General features: G+C 68.8%; 18 protein-coding genes. 10 read left to right on the top strand and 8 right to left on the bottom strand.

Translation table 11 applies throughout. The features are described 5' to 3' along the window. The first annotated feature begins 117 nt into the window (after nt 1-117). The 5 genes from MBA17_RS30800 to MBA17_RS30780 all read left to right on the top strand — a co-directional run bounded on the left by MBA17_RS30800 (nt 118) and on the right by MBA17_RS30780 (nt 5,349). Nucleotides 118-639 carry a hypothetical protein gene (locus tag MBA17_RS30800; protein WP_238500251.1) on the top strand — a complete coding sequence of 174 codons (522 nt, stop codon included), beginning with the start codon at nt 118-120 and terminating at the stop codon, nt 637-639. Then, a complete protein-coding gene (locus tag MBA17_RS30795) occupies nt 639-1,769 on the top strand; it encodes a peptidoglycan-binding protein (protein ID WP_238500250.1) in 1,131 nt (376 codons plus the stop codon). The genes MBA17_RS30800 and MBA17_RS30795 overlap by 1 nt, the downstream gene beginning before the upstream one ends. After that, nucleotides 1,766-2,491, top strand: coding sequence for an ABC transporter ATP-binding protein (locus tag MBA17_RS30790; RefSeq protein ID WP_455432890.1), 726 nt, complete (start codon nt 1,766-1,768; stop codon nt 2,489-2,491). Before MBA17_RS30795 ends, MBA17_RS30790 begins: the two co-directional genes overlap by 4 nt. Continuing rightward, a complete protein-coding gene (locus tag MBA17_RS30785; protein ID WP_238500249.1) occupies nt 2,491-3,714 on the top strand; it encodes an ABC transporter permease in 1,224 nt (407 codons plus the stop codon). The genes MBA17_RS30790 and MBA17_RS30785 overlap by 1 nt, the downstream gene beginning before the upstream one ends. A gap of 309 nt (nt 3,715-4,023) precedes the next feature. Next, the gene (locus tag MBA17_RS30780) at nt 4,024-5,349 is read left to right on the top strand and encodes a cation:proton antiporter (protein WP_238500248.1); all 1,326 of its coding nucleotides are present in this window, start codon (nt 4,024-4,026) and stop codon (nt 5,347-5,349) included. Nucleotides 5,350-5,402: 53 nt separating this feature from the next. On the opposite strand, the gene MBA17_RS30775 is transcribed toward MBA17_RS30780, so the two are convergent. The 6 genes from MBA17_RS30775 to MBA17_RS30750 form a co-directional block, all read right to left on the bottom strand. Beyond that, nucleotides 5,403-6,704: an MFS transporter gene (locus MBA17_RS30775; RefSeq protein ID WP_238500247.1), complete on the bottom strand. Its 1,302-nt coding sequence runs from the start codon at nt 6,702-6,704 to the stop codon at nt 5,403-5,405. A gap of 183 nt (nt 6,705-6,887) precedes the next feature. Further along, nucleotides 6,888-7,766, bottom strand: coding sequence for an ABC transporter permease (locus tag MBA17_RS30770; RefSeq protein ID WP_238500246.1), 879 nt, complete (start codon nt 7,764-7,766; stop codon nt 6,888-6,890). Between the two features lie 113 nt (nt 7,767-7,879). After that, a complete protein-coding gene (locus MBA17_RS30765; RefSeq protein WP_238500245.1) occupies nt 7,880-8,830 on the bottom strand; it encodes an ABC transporter permease in 951 nt (316 codons plus the stop codon). A gap of 16 nt (nt 8,831-8,846) precedes the next feature. Further along, on the bottom strand, nt 8,847-9,863 hold the full coding sequence (locus MBA17_RS30760) for an ABC transporter ATP-binding protein (RefSeq protein WP_238500244.1): 1,017 nt from the start codon (nt 9,861-9,863) through the stop codon (nt 8,847-8,849). Beyond that, nucleotides 9,860-10,855 carry an ABC transporter ATP-binding protein gene (locus MBA17_RS30755; protein ID WP_238500243.1) on the bottom strand — a complete coding sequence of 332 codons (996 nt, stop codon included), beginning with the start codon at nt 10,853-10,855 and terminating at the stop codon, nt 9,860-9,862. Before MBA17_RS30755 ends, MBA17_RS30760 begins: the two co-directional genes overlap by 4 nt. Further along, nucleotides 10,852-12,471: an ABC transporter substrate-binding protein gene (locus MBA17_RS30750; protein ID WP_238500242.1), complete on the bottom strand. Its 1,620-nt coding sequence runs from the start codon at nt 12,469-12,471 to the stop codon at nt 10,852-10,854. Before MBA17_RS30750 ends, MBA17_RS30755 begins: the two co-directional genes overlap by 4 nt. 195 nt (nt 12,472-12,666) lie before the next feature. Here MBA17_RS30750 and glnII point away from each other — a divergent pair, with 195 nt between their 5' ends. Further along, entirely contained in the window at nt 12,667-13,707 is a 1,041-nt protein-coding gene (gene glnII / locus MBA17_RS30745; RefSeq protein WP_238500241.1) for a glutamine synthetase, read from the top strand. A 118-nt stretch (nt 13,708-13,825) separates the two neighbouring features. Here glnII and MBA17_RS30740 read toward each other — a convergent pair whose 3' ends face one another. Continuing rightward, nucleotides 13,826-14,086 carry a hypothetical protein gene (locus MBA17_RS30740; RefSeq protein ID WP_238500240.1) on the bottom strand — a complete coding sequence of 87 codons (261 nt, stop codon included), beginning with the start codon at nt 14,084-14,086 and terminating at the stop codon, nt 13,826-13,828. 239 nt (nt 14,087-14,325) lie between these two features. Between MBA17_RS30740 and MBA17_RS30735 the strand changes: the two genes are divergently transcribed. After that, a complete protein-coding gene (locus MBA17_RS30735; RefSeq protein ID WP_238500239.1) occupies nt 14,326-14,775 on the top strand; it encodes a hypothetical protein in 450 nt (149 codons plus the stop codon). A gap of 192 nt (nt 14,776-14,967) precedes the next feature. On the opposite strand, the gene MBA17_RS30730 is transcribed toward MBA17_RS30735, so the two are convergent. Beyond that, complete coding sequence (locus MBA17_RS30730; protein WP_238500238.1) at nt 14,968-16,104, bottom strand: M20 family metallopeptidase; 1,137 nt, start codon at nt 16,102-16,104, stop codon at nt 14,968-14,970. A 98-nt stretch (nt 16,105-16,202) separates the two neighbouring features. Between MBA17_RS30730 and MBA17_RS30725 the strand changes: the two genes are divergently transcribed. The 3 genes from MBA17_RS30725 to MBA17_RS30715 are packed head-to-tail and all read left to right on the top strand — an operon-like array spanning nt 16,203 to nt 18,673. Continuing rightward, nucleotides 16,203-17,414 (top strand): PucR family transcriptional regulator, encoded by a 1,212-nt coding sequence (locus MBA17_RS30725; RefSeq protein WP_238500237.1) that lies wholly within the window; start codon nt 16,203-16,205, stop codon nt 17,412-17,414. A gap of 60 nt (nt 17,415-17,474) precedes the next feature. Next, nucleotides 17,475-17,969 carry a VOC family protein gene (locus MBA17_RS30720; protein WP_238500236.1) on the top strand — a complete coding sequence of 165 codons (495 nt, stop codon included), beginning with the start codon at nt 17,475-17,477 and terminating at the stop codon, nt 17,967-17,969. Next, nucleotides 17,966-18,673 carry a FadR/GntR family transcriptional regulator gene (locus MBA17_RS30715; RefSeq protein WP_238500235.1) on the top strand — a complete coding sequence of 236 codons (708 nt, stop codon included), beginning with the start codon at nt 17,966-17,968 and terminating at the stop codon, nt 18,671-18,673. Before MBA17_RS30720 ends, MBA17_RS30715 begins: the two co-directional genes overlap by 4 nt. Nucleotides 18,674-18,692: the final 19 nt, after the last annotated feature.

Genomic DNA, 18,692 nt, shown 5'->3' with positions numbered 1-18,692 from the left:
ACGCATGCCGGATGTGTTCGGCGTAAATGCGAGATGGAAACGCTGCGGAAACGGACCGCCGTGTTGCATCACCTCTGGAATGGCCGGACGACCGGCCACAGGACGAGGAGATGTTTCATGCGAGGACGATTCCTCAGCGCGGTGGCGGCGCTTCCGCTGGCACTGACGCTGACCTTGACAGGCTGCGGCGCGGGCGAGGGGACTGCCGCCCAGGTGCCGTCCGCCGCCGACGGCAGCGGCGCGAAGACCGCCGCCAGCGCCGCGCCGAGCCAGAACCCGCAGGAAATGGGACTCAAGTTCGCCCAGTGCATGCGCGAGAACGGCGTCGACATGGCCGACCCGGAGCCCGGCAAGCCGGTCACCCTGAAGCTGGACAAGGGCATCAGCGAAGAGACCATGAACAAAGCCCAGCAGGCGTGCAAGCAGTTCTCACCGATGGGCCTGGGAACGACCGGGGACAAGAGCCAGCGGGGCGAGAAGATGCGCGCCCTCGCGCAGTGCATGCGTGACAACGGCGTCGAGGAGTTCCCCGACCCCAACGCCGACGGCGCCCTGCTCATGAAGGGGCCGATCAACGAGGACCCTGACTTCGCCGCGGCGCAGAAGAAGTGCCAGATGCCGGATCAGGGAGGTTCTTGATGGGCGCGGCCACCCTTGACGACAACGCGGAACCGGACGGAGGTTCCGCCCGCTCGCGCCGCCGCCGTGGTCGCGGTAAGAAGGTCGCCGGGCTGCTCGTAGCGGTCGCCGTCGTCGGTGTGGCCGCCGCAGTCGTGAACAGCATGGGCCTTCTGGGCGGCGGCACCTCGGCGGACACGGCGGTCAGCGCCCTGCCCCCCGCCACCGCCCAGGTGACCAGGCAGACGCTCAACGACACGCGGGACTCCGACGGCGAACTCGGGTACGGCACGGCCTCCACCGCGAACAGCAGGAAGCCGGGCACGATCACCTGGCTTCCGGACAGCGGCGCCACGGTCTCCCGCGGCAAGCCGCTCTACAAGGTCGACAACGATCCGGTGGTGCTGATGTACGGCACGACGCCCGCCTACCGCGACCTGAAGGACGGCGTCGAGGGCCGGGATGTCGAGATCCTGGAACGCAACCTGAGCAAGCTGGGTTACGACGGTTTCACGGTGGACGACGAGTACACCTACGCCACGGCCGCGGCGGTCATGGAGTGGCAGGAGGACCGGGGCCTGGCGGAGACCGGCGTCGTCGAGCTGGGCCGGGTGGTCTTCGCCGACGGCCGGGTCCGGGTGGACAGCCTGGAGGCCGAGGTCGGCCAGCCCACCGCCCCCGGTCAGAAGGTGCTCACCCACACCGGCACCAACAAGGTGGTCACCGTCCAGTTGGACCCCGGCGACCAGCGGATGGCGAAGAAGGGCGCCAAGGTCTCGGTCACCCTGCCCGACGGCGAGGACGTGGGCGGCAAGGTCACCGACGTCGCCACCGTCATCGTGCCCGGGGAGGGCAACGAGGGCGCGGAGACGATGCTGGAGGTGCAGGTCTCCCTGAACAGCCAGAAGGCGGCCAAGGGCCTGGACCAGGCGGCGGTGGAGGTGACCTTCACGGCTGACCGGCGCAAGGACGTGCTCACCGTGCCGATCGCCGCCCTGGTGGCGCTCAGCGAGGGCGGGTTCGGCGTCGAGGTCGTCGAGAATGCCAAGACCCGCTATGTCGGAGTGGAGACGGGTCTCTTCTCCGGCGGCCGGGTCGAGATCTCCGGCGACGGCGTCTCCGAGGGCATGACCGTGGGGATGCCGAAGTGACGCCCCCCGTGATCGAACTGTCGGACGTGACCAAGTCCTACCCGGGCGGGGTCAAGGCGCTGGCCTCGGTGTCACTGAGGATCGAACGCGGCGAGCTCACCGCCATCGTCGGCCCGTCGGGGTCGGGCAAGTCCACGATGCTCAACATCATCGGCACCCTCGACCGTCCCTCCTCCGGAAGCGTCCGGATCGACGGGTACGACGTGTCGGAGCTGTCGGACAGCCGGCTGTCGGCGCTGCGGGGGACCCGGATCGGCTTCATCTTCCAGAGTTTCCACCTCGCCGCCAAGGTGCCGGCGCTGGACAACGTGGCCGAGGGCCTCCTCTACTCCGGCCTCAGCCGGGGCGAACGGCGTCGCCGGGCGGCGGTCGCGCTGGAGCGGGTCGGGCTGGGGCACCGCCTCGACCACGATCCGCACGAACTGTCCGGCGGTGAGCGGCAGCGCGTCGCCATCGCCAGGGCCGTGGCCGGCGATCCCCCGCTGCTGCTCGCCGACGAGCCGACCGGCGCCCTGGACTCCGTCTCGGGGGCGGGAGTCATGGAGTTGCTGCGTGACCTGAACACCTCGGGCACCACCATCGTGATCATCACGCACGACCGCGAGATCGCCGCCGGCCTGCCCCGGCAGGTGCGGATGCGCGACGGCCGAATCGTGTCGGACTCCGTCACGGACGTCACGGAGGTCGCGACACGGCGGAACGCCGAGTTCGGGGTGGCGTGATGGCCGCGATCGACACGCTCGACCGGCCGAGACTGGTCCCGGCCAGAATGCGGCCGGACGATGTGCTGCGGGTCGGCGCGGTGGGTCTGCGCACCCGGCCGTTGCGGGCGTTCCTGTCCGCGCTCGGCATCGCCATCGGCATCGCGGCGATGATCAGCGTGGTGGGCATCTCGTCGTCGTCGGGGGCCGAGCTCGACCGCCAGCTCTCGTCGCTGGGCACCAACCTGCTCACCGTCACCTCCGGCCAGACGCTGCTGGGCGAACCGGCCAAGATGCCGGTGGAGGCCGAGGCGATGATCGAACGCATCGACCCGGTGGAGGCGGTCTCCGCGGTCGGGCAGATCGAGGCGGCCAAGGTCTACCGGTCCGAGAACATCCCCAAGGCGCAGACCAGCGGGATCTTCACCTATGCCGCCCGTCCCGATCTGCTTCCGACCGTGGGCGCGACGCTGCGCAGCGGCACCTGGCTCAACGAGGCCACCCAGAACTTCCCGGCCGTGGTGCTCGGGGCGGGCGCGGCCCAGCGGCTCGGGGTGAGCACGGCGGGACCGGACTCCCAGGTGGTCGTCGGCGGCATCCGGTTCACCGTCGTCGGCATCCTCGACCCGGTGCCGCTCGCGGTCGAGCTGGACAGCGCGGCGATGGTCGGCTGGCCCGCCGCCGAGGCGAGGCTGGACTTCGACGGGTACCCGACCACCCTCTACACCCGCTCCGACGAGGCACAGCTGGAGGCCGTCCGCTCGGTGCTGGCCGGCACGGCCAATCCGGAGGCGGCCAACGAGGTGGACGTCTCCCGGCCCTCGGACGCGCTCGCCGCCAAGCAGGCCACCAGCCAGGCGTTCGCCGGTCTGCTGCTGGGCGTCGGCGGGGTCGCGCTGCTCGTCGGCGGCGTCGGGGTGGCCAACACCATGGTCATCTCGGTGCTGGAACGACGCCCGGAGATCGGCCTGCGCCGATCGCTCGGCGCGACCCGCGGGCAGATCCGCACCCAGTTCCTCGCCGAGTCGCTGCTGCTCTCCGCCCTGGGCGGGATCGGGGGGATCCTGCTCGGCACCGGGGTGACCACGGCGTACGCGTTCTCCCTCGGCTATCCGGCCGTGATCCCCGCCTGGGCCACGATCGGCGGCCTCCTGGCGACCCTGGCCATCGGCGCCGTTGCCGGACTCTACCCGGCGATCCGGGCCTCCCGTCTCTCCCCCACGGAGGCCCTGTCCACGCGGTGACCCCGGCCCATCGCGGGGCCCCCGCGGGCCGGTCACGCATACCGCGTGCCCGGCCCTCCCCGTCTCTGGCGGCCGTGGCGCATGGCCGCCGGCTCGCACGACATCGCTGCGCCGTACGGCGGGCCGTGCGGGACGAGAGCGCTCTGTTCCCAGCGGGTAGGGACCCTCCAAGCGGACAAAGGGACGTGTGTTCCCGCTGAGCATCACGGGCAATGACTTCGGGTATCTCCTCGGTGACGAAGTGGCCGTCTGGTGTCACTGTCGAGAGAGCCGGCATAAACCCCCTCTCTCCGCGTGGAGGTCAGCCTCATGGCTCCCGTTCCCCCAATCGGTGCGCATCCGCTGCTATTGCTGATCCTGCAACTCGGACTGCTGCTGTTCCTGGCGCTGGTGCTCGGTCGCCTCGCCGTACGACTGAAGATGCCGGCGGTGGTCGGCGAGTTGTGCGCCGGCGTCATCATCGGTCCGTCGCTCTTCTTCCAGGCGGCGCCCGGACTGGCCGGGTGGCTGATCCCGCACGAGGTCGCACAGTTCCACATGCTGGACGCGGTGGGGCAGCTCGGGGTGTTGCTGCTGGTCGGCATCACCGGCGCGCATCTGGACCTGAAACTGATCCGCAGGCAGGGCTCGGCCGCCGCGAAGGTCAGCGCATTCGGCCTGATCATCCCCCTTGGACTCGGCGTCGGCACCGGCCTGCTGCTCCCGCACGCGTTCATCGGCGGCGGGGACCAGACGGTCTTCGCGATCTTCCTCGGGGTCGCCATGTGCGTCAGCGCGATCCCGGTGATCGCCAAGACCCTCATCGACATGAACCTCATGCACCGCAACATCGGCCAGCTCACCCTCACCGCGGGCATGGTCGACGACGCCTTCGGCTGGCTGATGCTCTCGATCGTGTCCGCGATGGCGACCACCGGCCTGCAAACGGGCACCATCGCCCTGTCCCTGGCCTACCTCGTCGGCGTGCTCGTCTTCGCCTTCGTCATCGGCCGTCCGCTCGTCCGCAAGGCGTACCAGCTCGCCGCCCGCTCGTCGGAGGCCGGCCCCACCATCACCACCACGGTCGTCCTGCTGCTGCTCGCCTCCGCGGGCACCCACGCCCTCGGGCTGGAAGCCATCTTCGGCGCCTTCGTCATGGGCATCCTCATCAGCGAGTACGGCAAGCCGGACCCGGCCCGGCTGGCCCCGCTGCGCACCGTGGTCCTGGCCGTCCTCGCGCCGATCTTCTTCGCCACCGCGGGCCTCCGGATGGACCTCACCGCCCTCGCCCGACCTGACGTCCTGGGCTTCGCCCTGCTCATCCTCGCCATCGCCATCGCCGGCAAGTTCGTCGGCGCCTACCTGGGCGCGCGCGCCAGCCGCCTCACCAAGTGGGAGGGCCTGGCACTGGGCGCCGGCATGAACGCCCGCGGCGTCGTCGAGGTCATCGTCGCCATGGTCGGCCTGCGCCTCGGCGTCATCAGCACCGAGGTCTTCACGATCATCATCCTGGTCGCCGTCGTGACCTCGGTGATCGCGCCGCCCATCCTGCGGATCGCGATGGCCCGCGTCGACCAGACCCCGGAGGAGGACGAGCGCCTGCTGGCCCACCTGCAGTTCGAAACCCCCGTCAGGCCCCTTGAACGCGTGGGCTGACCAGAGACTCGCAGGGGTACGGCGGCGCGTGTCCGTACCCCTGCGAAACAACGTCACCTGAGCGGCTGGTCCTTCGTCTCCTTCAGGGCGAAGACGTAGACGAGGGTCGAGATCAGCGCGAGTGCGGACACGTACCACGGGAACAGGGCGGAGTTGTCCGCGTCCTTGAGCGCGGTGCCGATCAGGGGCGCGGTGCCGCCGAAGACGGCGACGGTCAGCGAGTAGGGGAGGCCGGCGCCCGCCGCGCGCACCCGGGTGGGGAACAGTTCGGAGTTGACCGCGGCGGAGATCGACGTGAAGCCGCCCAGGAAGACCATCCCGAGGCACTGGATGAACAGCAGGCTGGCGAAGGTGTTGTCGAGGGTGTTGAGCAGCGGCACGGGCAGCAGGGTGAACCCCAGGCCGAAGGTGATCAGCATGGGCTTGCGGCCGATTCGGTCGGACAGCATGCCGAGCAGGGGTTGCAGCACCATGAAGAACACCAGCGAGATGGTGCTCACGGTGAGCGCGTCACCGACGTCGAACCCCACGCTCTGCTGCGCGTAGGTCGGCAGGTAGGTGGTCCAGGTGTAGTAGGCGACGGTGCCCGCCATCGTGATGCCGACGATCAGGGCGGCCTTCGACGGGTAACGGACCAGGAACTCGAACAGCTTCGGCTTCTCGGCCGTGCCCCGCTCGATCTCCGAGGCCAGCGTGGTGGTCTCGTCGGCCCCCCGGCGGATCCACAGGCCCACCAGGCTGAGCACGGCCCCGACCAGGAACGGCACGCGCCAGCCCCAGGAGTTCATGTCGGCCTCGGGCAGGCTGCCGGCCAACACCGCGGCCAGTCCGGAGGCGAGCAACTGCCCGATCGTGGTGCTCACGTACTGGAAACTGGAGAACAGGCCGCGACGGCCGGGCGGCGCCGACTCGACCAGGAACGTGGTCGCCGCCGCGAACTCGCCGCCCACCGACAGGCCCTGGATCAGCCTGGCGAGGACCAGAATGATCGGCGCGAGCACCCCCGCCGCCGCGTACGTCGGCGTGATCGCGAGCAGCAGCGAACCGGCGCCCATCAACGTGATCGTGAACGTCATCGCCGTCTTGCGCCCGAACCGGTCGGCGAAGGCGCCGACGAGCAGGCCGCCGAGCGGGCGCATGAAGAACCCGACGGCGAACACCGCGAACGCGCTCAGCACCGGGATCAGCGGATCGCCGGTCTTGGGAAAGATCTGCGCGGAGAAGTACGTCGTCAGGAAGACGTAGGCGTACCAGTCGAACCATTCAACGACGTTGCCGGCGCTGGCCGCCATCAACTGGCGTACACGACTCCGGGGGACGCCGATCGGGGAACGGTCGGTAGGAGGGGCGGCCACAGGGTCTCCTTCACTGCGGTGGGGGTTGTTCCGCATCGAGACGACAGGAGCGGTCAACTATTCCGACTCGTGTAGACAACCACACCCTAGGACGATCCCCCACGAATAGCCCAGACCATTACCTACTTTCCGGTCATCCGTTCACCTGGCCATCCGGTCATCCGGTCACCTGCCCCACCCGATTCAGCGGACGAGTTTGGGGTCGAGGAAGTCGCGGAGGGCGTCGCCGAAGAGGTTGAAGGCGAGTACGGCGAGGCTGATCGCGATGCCGGGAAAGACCACCAGCCAGGGGGCGGTCTGGAAGTAGGTGGTGCCCTGGCTGAGCATCAGGCCCCAGGAGGGCTCGGGGGGCGGGGTGCCGATGCCGAGGAAGCTGAGGGCGGCCTCGGCGACGATGACCTGGCCGTAACCGAGGCTGGAAATCACGATGAGCGAGGGCAGCATGTTGGGCAGACCGTGCCGTACCATCACGCGGATTCGGCCGGCCCCCAGCGCGACGGAGGCGTTCACGAAGTCCTCGCTCTTGATGCGTTGCATCTCGCCGCGGGCCATCCGGGCGAAGCGCGGGACGGTGAGGACGGAGAGCGCGAAGATGACGTTGGTGATGCTCGGGCCGAGCAGGGAGGCCACGAAGAGGGCGAGGATCAGCGGCGGGATCGACATGACGGCGTCGATGATCCCCTGCAGGGTGGCGTCCACGGCGCCGCCGATGTAACCGGCGCCGACGCCGATGATGGAACCGATGACCAGGGAGAGCACGACGGTCAGGGTGCCGACGTACAGGGAGATCTGGGCGCCGTGCATGATCCGGCTGAGCATGTCGCGGCCGAGGTCGTCGGTGCCGAGGAGGTGCGCGCCGCCGGGCCCGGTCAGGAAGGACGCGCGGTCCTGCGAGATGGGGTCGTACGGCGCGATCAGCGGGGCGGCGACGGCGACCAGGATGAAGAGCAGGATCACCGTCAGCGAGACCGCGCCGACGGTCTGGGTCTTGAAGAAGCGGCGCAGCTCGCTCCAGCCGGTGTCGGCGGGGATACGGTCGATCACCGCGGCTTGGTCGGTCATCGCATCTCCTCGGCGCGGCCCGCGTCAGTGGGAAGGGGACCGGCCAACGCAGGTGGGCGGGTGTCGGTGGGGAGGCGGGAGGCCACTACGGCTTGGTCGGTCATCGGGTCTCCTCAGTCGGCTTTGCGCATCCGCGGGTTGACCCAGCCGTAGCTGACGTCGACCGCCAGGTTGACCAGGATGAAGATCGCTCCGTAGAGCAGCACGCACACCTGTAGCAGCGGGTAGTCGCGGTTGTTGACCGCTTCGAAGACGGTTCGTCCCAGGCCGGGCAGGGCGAAGATCTGCTCCAGGATCACGGTGCCGCCGAGCAGGCCGCCGATCTGGATGCCGATGAGCGTCAGCACGGGGATCAGCGAGTTGCGCAGGCCGTGCCGGAACATGACGGCCCGCTCGGAGACGCCTTTGGCGCGGTGGGTGCGGATGAAGTCGGAGCCGAGCACCTCCAGCATCGAGGAGCGGGACAGCCTGGCGACGCTGGCCGCGAGGGCGACGCCCAGCGCGACGGCGGGCAGCAGCATCTGGGTGAGGTTCTGCACGGGGTCCTCCAGCAGTCCCCGGTAGGACAGCGGCGGCACCCACTGGAGCACGGTCGAGGTGAACGTGATCATGAGGAGGCCGAGCCAGAAGTTGGGCACCGACAGGCCGATGACCGCGCCGACCCGCAGGACGTTGTCGAGCAGGCTGTTGCGCCGCACGGCGGAGATCACGCCGACGAAGATGCCGAGCAGCACCGCGACGACCACCGCGAGGATGGTGAGCTCGATGGTGAGGGTGAGCCGTTCGGCGATCACCGACCCGACCGGGCGGCCGGTGGAGAACGACATCCCGAAGTCGCCCCGGACGGCGCCGGCGTACCACGAGCCGAGTTGTTCCCACAGCGGCTTGTCCAGCCCGAGCTGGGCGGTCAGCTCGTCGATCCGCTCCTGCGAGACGGCCGCGTCGGCGAGCTGCACCCGGACCGGATCGCCCGGGATCAGCCGGATCACGAGAAAGAGGAAGACCGTCATGATGTTGAGGATGAGGAAGCCGTAGACGAGCCTCCTGACGATCACTTGGAGCATCAGGTCGTACCTCGTTTCACGTGAAGCACGGGCAGGCCGCCACCGCGTGGCTGGGGGAGATCTGGGTGAGGCGGGGCCGCACCTTCGCGCTCTCCGGGACGGCCTGGGGACAGCGGGGGTGGAATCGGCACCCGCTGGGCGGTTTCGCGGCGCTGGGCACCTCGCCGGTCAGCTGGATCCGTTCGCGGACCGAGCGGTCGGCGCGGAGTTGGGGCGCGGAGGAGAGCAGCGCCTTGGTGTAGGGGTGGCGGGGCGCGGTGAAGAGCTCCTCGGCGGTGGCCACCTCCACGATCTCGCCGAGATACATCACGCAGATCCGGTCGGCGATGTAACGCACCAGGTTGAGGTCGTGCGAGACGAACAGGTAGCCGAGGCCGCGCTGCCGTTGCAGGTCGCGCAGCAGGTTGATGATCTGCGCCTGGATGGAGACGTCGAGGGCGGAGACCGGCTCGTCGCAGACCAGGAAGTCGGGGTTGGTGGCGAGCGCCCGCGCGATGCTGATCCGCTGGCGCTGCCCGCCGGAGAACTGGTGCGGGAACCGGCCCGCGTCACGCGGTGCCAGGCCGACCTGGCGCAGCAGGTCCACCACCCAGTCGCGGCGGCTCTCCTTGGTGCCGATCTTGTGGATGTCGAGGCCCTCGGCGATGATCCGGCCGACCTTCATCCGGGGATCGAGCGAGCTGAACGGGTCCTGGAAGACGATCTGCAGCCGTCTGCGGTGTTCCTTCAGGTCACCGCCGCGCAGGCCGAGCACATCCTTGCCCGCGTAGCGGACGGTGCCGCCGGTCGGGCGGATCAGGCCGAGCACCATGCGGCCGATCGTGGACTTGCCGCAGCCCGACTCCCCCACCAGGCCGAGCGTCTCACCGCGGCCGACGCTGAACGACACGCCGTCGACCGCCCGCACCTCGCCCACCCTGCGGCCGAGCAGGCCGCGCCGTACGGGGAAGTGCTTGACCAGGTCGGAGACCTCCAGGAGGGACGAGTCGGCGGCCGGTACGGCGGGCCGCTCGTGGGTGGTCGGGGCCGTCATACGGAGACCTCCAGCCGTTCGCCGCGTTGGGCCAGCCAGCAGCGGCTGCGGTGGCCGGAACCGCAGTCGTGCAGGCCGGGCGCCTCGGTGAGGCAGGTGTCGAAGGCGTGTTCGCAGCGGGGGTTGAACCGGCAGCCGCCTGGCATGTCGTGCGCGCCGGGCACCGTGCCCTCGATGATGTGCAGCGGTTCGTCCCTGGACATGTCGGGGCTGAGCACGCTGCGCAACAGGGCCGCCGTGTAGGGGTGGCGTGGCTGGTTGAGCACCTCGTCGACGAGACCCTCCTCGACGACCTGCCCGGCGTACATCACCACGACCCGTTTGGCCATCTCCGCGACCACGGCCAGGTCGTGCGTGATGAGCAGGAGGGCGGCGCCGGTCTCCTCCTGCGCCTTCTGCAGCAGGCCGAGGATCTGGGCCTGCACGGTGACGTCGAGCGCGGTCGTCGGCTCGTCGGCGATCAGCAGTTCGGGGCCGCAGGCCAGCGCGATGGCGATCATGACGCGCTGGCGCTGGCCGCCGGACAGTTCGTGCTGGTAGCTCTTCAGCCGGGACACCGGGTCGGGGATGCCGACCATGGTCAGCAGTTCGACCGTGCGGGCGCGGGCCTGGGCCTTGCTGAGGTCCTTGTGGATCCGGAGTGCCTGGCTGATCTGGTGGCCGATCGGGTAGACGGGATCGAGGCAGGTGGTCGGGTCCTGGAAGATCATCCCGATGTTCCTGCCCCGGATCAGCCGGTACTCCTTGTTCGACAGGCCGACGAGTTCCCTGCCGCGCAGCCGGATGGAGCCCTTGGAGACGGTCCCGTTGCCTTCGAGCAGGCCCATGATCGACAGCGCGGTGACGCTCTTGCCCGATCCCGACTCGCCGACGACGGCGACGCTCTCGCCCTGCGGGATGGCGAAGGAGACGTTGCTGACGACCTCGACCCTGCCCTGACGGGTCTCGAAGGACGTGGTCAGCCCGTCGATCTCCAGTACCGGCGGCGTCATCGGCTCACCATCCAGGTGGAGACCAGCTCGGGATAGCCGTAGGCGGGTTGCGGGTGGAAGTCGCGGACGCTCTCGTTGATCAGCACCCGGGAGGGGACCGTCCACACGTAGATCGGGTTGACCAGGTTCTCAAGGACGTAGCGCTGGATCTCCTTGACCTTCTCCGTGCGCTCGGCCTCGTCGAGCAGGGTCGTCTGCTCGATCAGCAGGTCGTCGAGCTTGGGATCGCTGATGTTGTACCAGTTGCGCGATCCCTCGGAGTGGAGCTGGTCGCGGAGGAACTCGTCGGGCTCCAGGAACGGGGTCTGCAGGCCGAGTCCCATGTCGTACTGCTTGCCCGGCCAACGGCTGCTGAAGTAGGTGGCGTACTCGACCACTTCGAGCTTGACCTTGATGCCGATCTTGGCGAGGTCCTCGACCACCCATTCGGCGAGCCGGACGTACTGCGGGCCGTACCCGGGGGTGACGATCATGTTGGTGCTGAAGCCGTTCGGCAGGCCGGCCTCGGCGAGCAGTTGTTTCGCCTTGGCCTGGTCGTGGCCTTGGAGCTGTTTGAGCTCGTCCTGGGGAAGGGCGTACTCCTCCTGGGTGACCTGGACCGGGCCGGGATACTTGCCACCGTCGAAGAGCGCCTTCGCGAGGCCCTCCCGGTCGATGGCGAGGCTGATGGCCTTGCGGACCTTGAGGTCGTCGAACGGCTCGCGCTTCATGTTGAAGTAGACCTGCACGGGAGCGGAGCTGAGCAGGTCGAGCATCGTGGCGTTGGGCGCCGCCTGCTTCAGCGCGAGCGCCTCCTCCGGCGTCGAGGCGCTCACCAGCTGGCTCTCCCCCGACCGGAAGGCCGCGACGCGGGCGCCCTGGTTGGGCACGACCTTGAAGACCACCCCGTCGAGGTACGGCTTGCCGGTGTCGTAGTAGGTGGGGTTCTTCTTGTAGACGGCGGCGACGTCTCTGTCCCAGCGCTCCAGGACGAACGGCCCGGTGCCGATGGCCTGGCGGTCCAGATTGACGGTGCCGTCCACCGCCTCCTTGGGGAGGATCCACATGTGGTGGTTGGCCATGAAGTTGAGCAGCGGCGCGAAGGGCTTGGAGAGCTTCAGCACCACGGTGTGCTCGTCGGACGCCTTGACGCTGGTCACGTTGCGGAGCATCTGGGCCTGGAAGCCCTGTTTCTGGATCCGCTCGAAGGTCGCGACCACGTCGCCGGCGACGAACTCGCGCCCGTTCACTGGGGCGACGTCGTGCCAGCGCACTCCCTTCCTGAGGTGGAAGGTATAGGTCAGGCCGTTCTCGGCGACCTCCCACTTCTCGGCGAGGTCCCCCACGTTTTTGGCCTTGCCGTACGGGACGTCGGGGCCTATCTCCTGCTTGAGCAGGCGGCTGTAGACCAGCCCAAGGCGCTCATGGGTGTTGAAAGAAGAGGATTTATGGGGATCGAGGGTGGGAGCGTCGGACGGCATCGCCACGGTCAGCGTGCCACCCGGCCTAGGTGGACCGTTCTCCTGCGCCTGCGGTCCGCTGGTTCCGGCGCCTCCGCCCCCACAGGCGGACGCCGCGAGACAGATCGTGATCATGAGGGCCGTCAGTGATTTCCGCCGCTGGATGAAGGATTCCACCGGCTCTCCCTTCGGTCGGGATTGCGTCGCGCGTTCTCGTCCCCCGGGTGCCTCACGTGCCGGCTGTGACCGATGAGGTTAGAATCGATATCTAGAAGTGGATTCTAGGATTGCCCACTGTCACCGGTCAAGGGTTCACACAGTGGAAACATTCGGGCAACGGCGAAGAAATCGCCTATTGAGACTCTTGGCGTGGTGAACGAACACGTGAAGGGATCGACGTTGAGCTACAAGGCCGAGTACATCTGGATCGACGGCACCGAGCCCACCGCCAGGCTCCGCAGCAAGACGCGGATCCTGCAGGACGGCGAGAAGCTGCCGATCTGGGGCTTCGACGGTTCGAGCACCAACCAGGCTGAGGGCCGGTCCTCGGACTGTGTGCTCAAGCCGGTCTTCTCCTGCCCGGACCCGCTGCGCGGCGGCGACGACGTCCTCGTGCTGTGCGAGGTGCTCAACACGGACATGACGCCGCACCCCACCAACATGCGGTCGCAGCTCAGCCCGGTGGCCGAGCGCTTCGCGGGCCAGGCGCCGATCTTCGGCATCGAGCAGGAGTACACCTTCTTCAAGGACGGCCGCCCGTTCGGCTTCCCGGCCGGCGGCTTCCCCGCCCCGCAGGGCTTCTACTACTGCGGTGTCGGCGCCGACGAGGTCTTCGGGCGCGAGATCGTGGAAACCCACCTCGACGCCTGCCTGCAGGCCGGTCTGGCCATCTCGGGCATCAACGCCGAGGTCATGCCGGGCCAGTGGGAGTTCCAGGTCGGCCCGGTCGGCCCGCTGGAGGTCTCCGACCAGCTCTGGATCGCCCGTTGGCTGCTCTACCGCATCGCCGAGGACTACGACGTCTCCGCGACCCTCGACCCCAAGCCGGTCAAGGGCGACTGGAACGGCGCCGGCGCGCACACCAACTTCTCCACCCGCGCCATGCGTGAGGCTTACGACCCCATCATCACCGCGTGCGAGTCACTCGGCGAGCGCGCCGAGGAGCACATCAAGGGGTACGGCGCCGAGATCGAGCACCGCCTGACCGGGTCGCACGAGACCGCCGCGTGGAGCGAGTACAGCTACGGCGTGTCCGACCGTGGAGCCTCCGTCCGCATCCCGTGGCAGGTCGAGGTGGACAAGAAGGGCTACATCGAGGACCGTCGCCCCAACGCCAACTGCGACCCCTACGTGGTCACCCGGTTGATCGTCGAGACCTGCTGCGCCGCCCTGGAGAAGGCCGGCCAGGCCTGATCCACCCAGAACGACAGCCGTCCCCGCGAGCACACGCTCACGGGGGCGGCTTTTCGTCGTGGGTCACCAGTCGTGATCAGCAGGCGTCGGTCACCAGGCGTCGGTCACCAGGCGTCGGTCACCAGGCGTCGATCGGCGTCTCGTGGGCGGACACCAGATCGAAAAGCACATTTCCATCGCTGAGCCGTACGACCTGGAGCTGGTGCACGAGGCCGATCTCCCGAAGCCTGCGCGCGGCCTCCACGGCGAACTCCGCGAAGTGGTAGCGATCAATCGACGGGTATTCGGGGGGAGGAAAGGTGCAGCGCAGTTCGTAACGGTCAGGCGGCCATACCGGAACAGCGGGCTCAGAATGCATCCAGTTCGGCATCCGTGCCATCGGGACCTCTCCTGCCACTCGTAGCAACTCCAGGGTCGACTGTGCACGCCCGGCGTGCAAGTGAGGACGACTGGACGAGGTCGATGACTGATCGTAATCGAACGGTAAGCCACCGTGCCTGTTTTCGCCATTCACTCCGCCAGAAGGTTCTGCGCCCGAAAAGAAGAACCACGAATAAGTCAAGGGATCCGGGGCAGTCGAGGGGAACCCGAACCGGGGAAAGCTGAGGAGTGAGGTCAATGGTCGTGTTGGGCCTGCTACTTATGGTCGCCTCAGCGGCGGCGCTCGTCGTCATATTCGCCGATGAGCCCGCCACGGCGACCACGTCCGTCTCAATTATGGACAGGACGTACGAACTCACGCAGCTGGAGGTGTTCCTCGCCGGCGTCGCCACCGCAGTGATCTTCATGCTGGGTCTGATGCTGACGATGAGAGGAATGCGGCGGACTCTGATTCACCGCCGTGACCGCCGCCGCTCGCGAGCCGAGACGCACAATCGGACGGCACGGCTGGAGGCGGAGAAACGAGAGCTGGAGCGCAAGCTCGACGAGACCCCGTCGACCGTCTCCGGCAAGCACGCGGGGCCGGTCCCCCCGCCTAGAACGAGCCCGGCGAGCCCGACGGACCCGGCCGAGCCGACTGCGGACGATCAGCTCGTCGCGGGCAGGCGCCAGGACGGGCCTCGGTAGGACACGTCCCGGCCACAGAGTCCGCAGCCGCGGGCCCTGTGGCCGCCGTGTTTCCGGATATATCATCGCATGTCAGGGAAGTTTCGCCTGGCTGTCAGCCTGAAGCAGTCACATCCTGATTGAGTGACTTCTGTGCTAGTGGCACAACGTGCTTCCGTGAGTCGTGTGAGAGCTTCACATGCAAGCTCGGGCCTATCCGGTCCGGGCCGCCAGATCGATGGCGGTCCACGCCATCGCCGTACCACCGTCGAGCAGTGCGCGGTCCGCTGCGGGCCGTACCGCGAACTCGGCGAACTCCGCCTGGTGCTGGCCGACGGAGCCGGAGTCGATGGAGACGAGCGGCTGGATGGAAGGCACGACGAGCGAGACGTTGGCCATGTCGGTCGAGGCGGCCATCCGATCGTCGGCCGCGGTCGGCTCGGGGAAGCTCCTGCCGAGCTCGGCTGCGTTCCGCCGGTAATGGGCGAGCATCGACGCGTCGTGGCGGAACTCCGAGTAGGCGGGCGAGGCGGACCCCAGCGACAGCGTGGCGCCGGTGGCGATCGCGCCGGCCTCGAAGCAGGCGCGCACCCGGGCGTGCAGCACGTCGAGCTCCGCCAGCGTCCTGGCCCGCACGTAGTAGTCGGCCGAGGTGTGCGCGGGAACGATGTTCGGCACCTGCCCGCCCTCGGTCACGATGCCGTGGATCCGCTGGTCGCCGGGCACGTGCTGGCGGAGCAGGCCGATGGCCACCTGGGCCACGGTGAGCGCGTCGGCCGCGTTGACCCCGTCCTCGGGACAGGCGGAGGCGTGCGCGGGCCGGCCCTCGTACTCCACGTGGAGCTGCGCCCTGGCCAGCACCGGCGGGTCGAGCCGCTCGATCGGCGCCGGGTGCACCATCATCGCCGCGGTCAGTCCGTCGAACGCGCCGCGCTCGATCATCAGGACCTTGCCCCCGCCGTTCTCCTCGGCCGGGGTGCCGATCACCCGCACGGTGATCCCGAGGTCGGCGGCGACCGCCGCCAGCCCGATGCCGGCGGCGACCGCCGCGGCGGCGATCACGTTGTGCCCGCAGGCGTGCCCGATCCCCGGCAGCGCGTCGTACTCCGCGCAGATCCCGATCACCGTCGGACCACTGCCCGCGGTCGCCGTGAACGCCGTGGGCAGCCCGCAGACCCCGGCCTGTACGGCGAAGCCGTGGGCGGCGAGCGCCTCGCCGAGCCAACCGGCCGCGCGGACCTCTTCGAAGCCCAGTTCGGGGTGGGCGTGCAACCGGTGGCTGAGCGCGATCAGTCGGTCCGCCTCCCGGTTGATCACGGCCCGGACCTGGCTCTTTGCTTCCTCACGCATGGGCGTATTGTCACATGTCGATAAGGATGTCCCAAAATAAACTTGATGCCATGAAATATCGGCATATTGGTGCCTAAAGGCCACACCGTGGAGGCTGTATGGACCGCCTGAGCGCCGAGGGCGAGCGGGACGGGCGACCCGCCCGGCCCGGCCGTGCGCCCAGCCGCGCCTCCGGCCGTCGTGCCACCCCGGCCGCCGGTACCGAGGCGTTCGCGGCCGGGCTCAACGAGCTGGCCCTCGGCGGCGACGGGTGGCGCTCCATACTCTCCCGGCTGTCCGAGGAGACCGGCAAGGCCGCGCGGCTGATCGGCGTGCACGGCGGCGTGTTCTCCGCGACGGACGGCGGCGACGCGACGATGAGCCCTGCCGAGGTGGCCCGGGTGTTCGCCGAGCCGGAGCCGGTCACCGTGAAACTGCAGGACGGCTGGGCGGCCAGAGCGCTGGCGGTCTGGGCCGGGCAGCGCCGGGTGGGCCTGCTGCTGCTCGCCGAGCCGGTCGACGCCCGCGTCCTCGACTATCTGAAGGCGTCCTCGACCGCGGTCGCCATCGAGGCCGTACGGCGTGACGCCGCCGCCACCGCCACGGCGGAGACCGCGAGCCGGCTGATCGACGAGCTGCGCTTCGGCGCGCTGCGGGGCACCGAGGAGCTGACCCGTACGGCCGCCAGGTTCGGCCTGCGCCTCGACGAGCCGCACGCGGCGGCCGTCTTCGCCTACGACGGCCCCAACCGGCGTACCTGGTCCACAGCGCTGTCCTGGCTGGAGATGCCGGTGCGCCAGGAGGCCAGCATGGGCTGGACCGTGCTCTCCGGCGAGCTGGCGAGGGAGGTCGCCCGGATCAGGGTGCGGCTGCAGGGCATGGTCGGCGAGGGCACCGTGCTGGCCGCGACGGGGCCGGTGGTACAGGACCCGCGCGAGACGGCGAGATCGTTCAGGGACGCGGAGACCGTGCTCGGGTTGCTGCGCCGTAAGCAGGGCGAGACGGAATTGTTGCACTCCGACCTCGGGCTGGCCCAGTTGCTGCTCGCCGTACCCGCCGATCGGCTGCGGGCCTTCGTCGAACAGCAGCTCGGGCCGATCATGGACCGGCCCGAGCTGATCCTGACGCTGGACGCCTGGCTCGCCACCAGGGGAAGTCGTGCCACCGTGGCCGAATTACTGCACCTGCACCGCAACTCGGTGGGGTACCGGGTGGGTCAGCTGCGCCAGCTCCTCGGGTCCGACCCGTTGGATCCGGAGACGGCGCATCGGCTTCGCACCGCGCTCACGGCCAGGGAACTGCTCGACGTATTCGCCCAGAGGAGCCCTTGAACAGACCGCCCGACTTATGGTCTGATCGTCAGACCATCAGACCACTAAGGGAGCGGATGAATGGGTATCACGCGGATGAACCACGCGGTGTTGTATGTGCGGGACGCCCGCCGCACCGCCGATTTCTACCAGCGGGTGCTCGACTTCCAGGTGATCATCGACGGCCCCGGCGGGCAGTACATGTTCCTGCGCGCCCCCGACTCGGACAACCACCACGACCTGGCGTTGTTCACGATCGGCTCGGCCGCCGGCGACTCCCGCGCGGGACGCCAGACCGTGGGGCTCTACCACATCGCCTGGGAGGTGCCCACGCTTGAGGAGCTGGCCGCCGTCGAGCGCCGCCTCGCCGAGGAGGGCGCGCTGCACGGAGCCAGCGACCACGGCGCGAACAAGAGCCTGTACGCCAAGGACCCCGACGGTCTGGAGTTCGAGGTGATGTGGCTGGTGCCACCGGAGTTCTGGGGCGACGAGGAGCACGAGGCGATCATCAGGCCGCTGGACATCCCGGGCGAGCAGCGCCGGTTCGCGGACCTGATGGGGAGCACCGGCGAGTGACCACCCGTCCCCGGTTCGGCCCCGTCGCGCGGCGCATGGTCTCCGAGGAGATCCGTGACACGCTGCTGGAGAGCATCGAGAGCGGCGAGCTTCCCCCCGGCACGCAGCTTCCCTCGGAGCGGGCGCTGTGCCAGGACTTCGGGGTGGCCAGGACCTCCGTCAGGGAAGCCGTGCAGAGCCTCATCGCGCTGGGCCGCATCCACAAGATAGGGAACCGGTTCCATGTCACGGAGCAGCTGCCCGGGGTCACCGTCGACCCGCGCAAGAGCCGGGTCCGCGAGCTGTTCGAGTGCCGCAGGGTCATCGAGGTGTCCATCGCCCGGCTGGCCGCCTCCCGCGCCTCCGACACCGAGCGGGACGAGCTGGTCAAGACGGCCGACGCGTTCGTCGAGGGCATGCCGCTGGAGGACTTCCGCCGCTCCGACCGGCTCTTTCACTGGGCCATCGCCCGTTCCTGCGGCAATCCCACCCTTCAGGAGCTTTACGGGAAAGTACTCGATGGTGTGTTCGCTTCCGAGGAGTTTCGGACCCTGCTCGACTCCAGCACCAACGCGCAAGCCGTACGGGATGTGATCGCTCAAGCGTGCAACGCGCATCGGCGTATCGCGGAAGCGATCAAGAGAGGCGACGAGGATGGCGCGGCCAAATCAGCGGAAAGCCATCTAAACGAGGTAGAGCACTCCATGATCGCCCGCATGATATAACACCCTACGATGGAGAAAC

This window comes from Dolomitihabitans soli, assembly GCF_022213955.1.
In the GTDB taxonomy this organism is placed as follows: domain Bacteria; phylum Actinomycetota; class Actinomycetes; order Streptosporangiales; family Streptosporangiaceae; genus Streptosporangium_A; species Streptosporangium_A soli.
Note: the sequence above shows the minus strand (reverse complement) of the source record. Positions and strands in the feature narration are given on the sequence as shown.

Coding starts and splice junctions, on each gene's coding strand:
- MBA17_RS30800 (WP_238500251.1), top strand. CDS start 118: ATGCGAGGACGATTCCTCAGCGCGGTGGCGGCGCTTCCGCTGGCACTG.
- MBA17_RS30795 (WP_238500250.1), top strand. CDS start 639: ATGGGCGCGGCCACCCTTGACGACAACGCGGAACCGGACGGAGGTTCC.
- MBA17_RS30785 (WP_238500249.1), top strand. CDS start 2,491: ATGGCCGCGATCGACACGCTCGACCGGCCGAGACTGGTCCCGGCCAGA.
- MBA17_RS30780 (WP_238500248.1), top strand. CDS start 4,024: ATGGCTCCCGTTCCCCCAATCGGTGCGCATCCGCTGCTATTGCTGATC.
- MBA17_RS30770 (WP_238500246.1), bottom strand. CDS start 7,766: ATGACCGACCAAGCCGCGGTGATCGACCGTATCCCCGCCGACACCGGC.
- MBA17_RS30765 (WP_238500245.1), bottom strand. CDS start 8,830: ATGCTCCAAGTGATCGTCAGGAGGCTCGTCTACGGCTTCCTCATCCTC.
- MBA17_RS30760 (WP_238500244.1), bottom strand. CDS start 9,863: ATGACGGCCCCGACCACCCACGAGCGGCCCGCCGTACCGGCCGCCGAC.
- MBA17_RS30755 (WP_238500243.1), bottom strand. CDS start 10,855: ATGACGCCGCCGGTACTGGAGATCGACGGGCTGACCACGTCCTTCGAG.
- MBA17_RS30740 (WP_238500240.1), bottom strand. CDS start 14,086: ATGGCACGGATGCCGAACTGGATGCATTCTGAGCCCGCTGTTCCGGTA.
- MBA17_RS30735 (WP_238500239.1), top strand. CDS start 14,326: ATGGTCGTGTTGGGCCTGCTACTTATGGTCGCCTCAGCGGCGGCGCTC.
- MBA17_RS30730 (WP_238500238.1), bottom strand. CDS start 16,104: ATGCGTGAGGAAGCAAAGAGCCAGGTCCGGGCCGTGATCAACCGGGAG.
- MBA17_RS30725 (WP_238500237.1), top strand. CDS start 16,203: ATGGACCGCCTGAGCGCCGAGGGCGAGCGGGACGGGCGACCCGCCCGG.
- MBA17_RS30720 (WP_238500236.1), top strand. CDS start 17,475: ATGGGTATCACGCGGATGAACCACGCGGTGTTGTATGTGCGGGACGCC.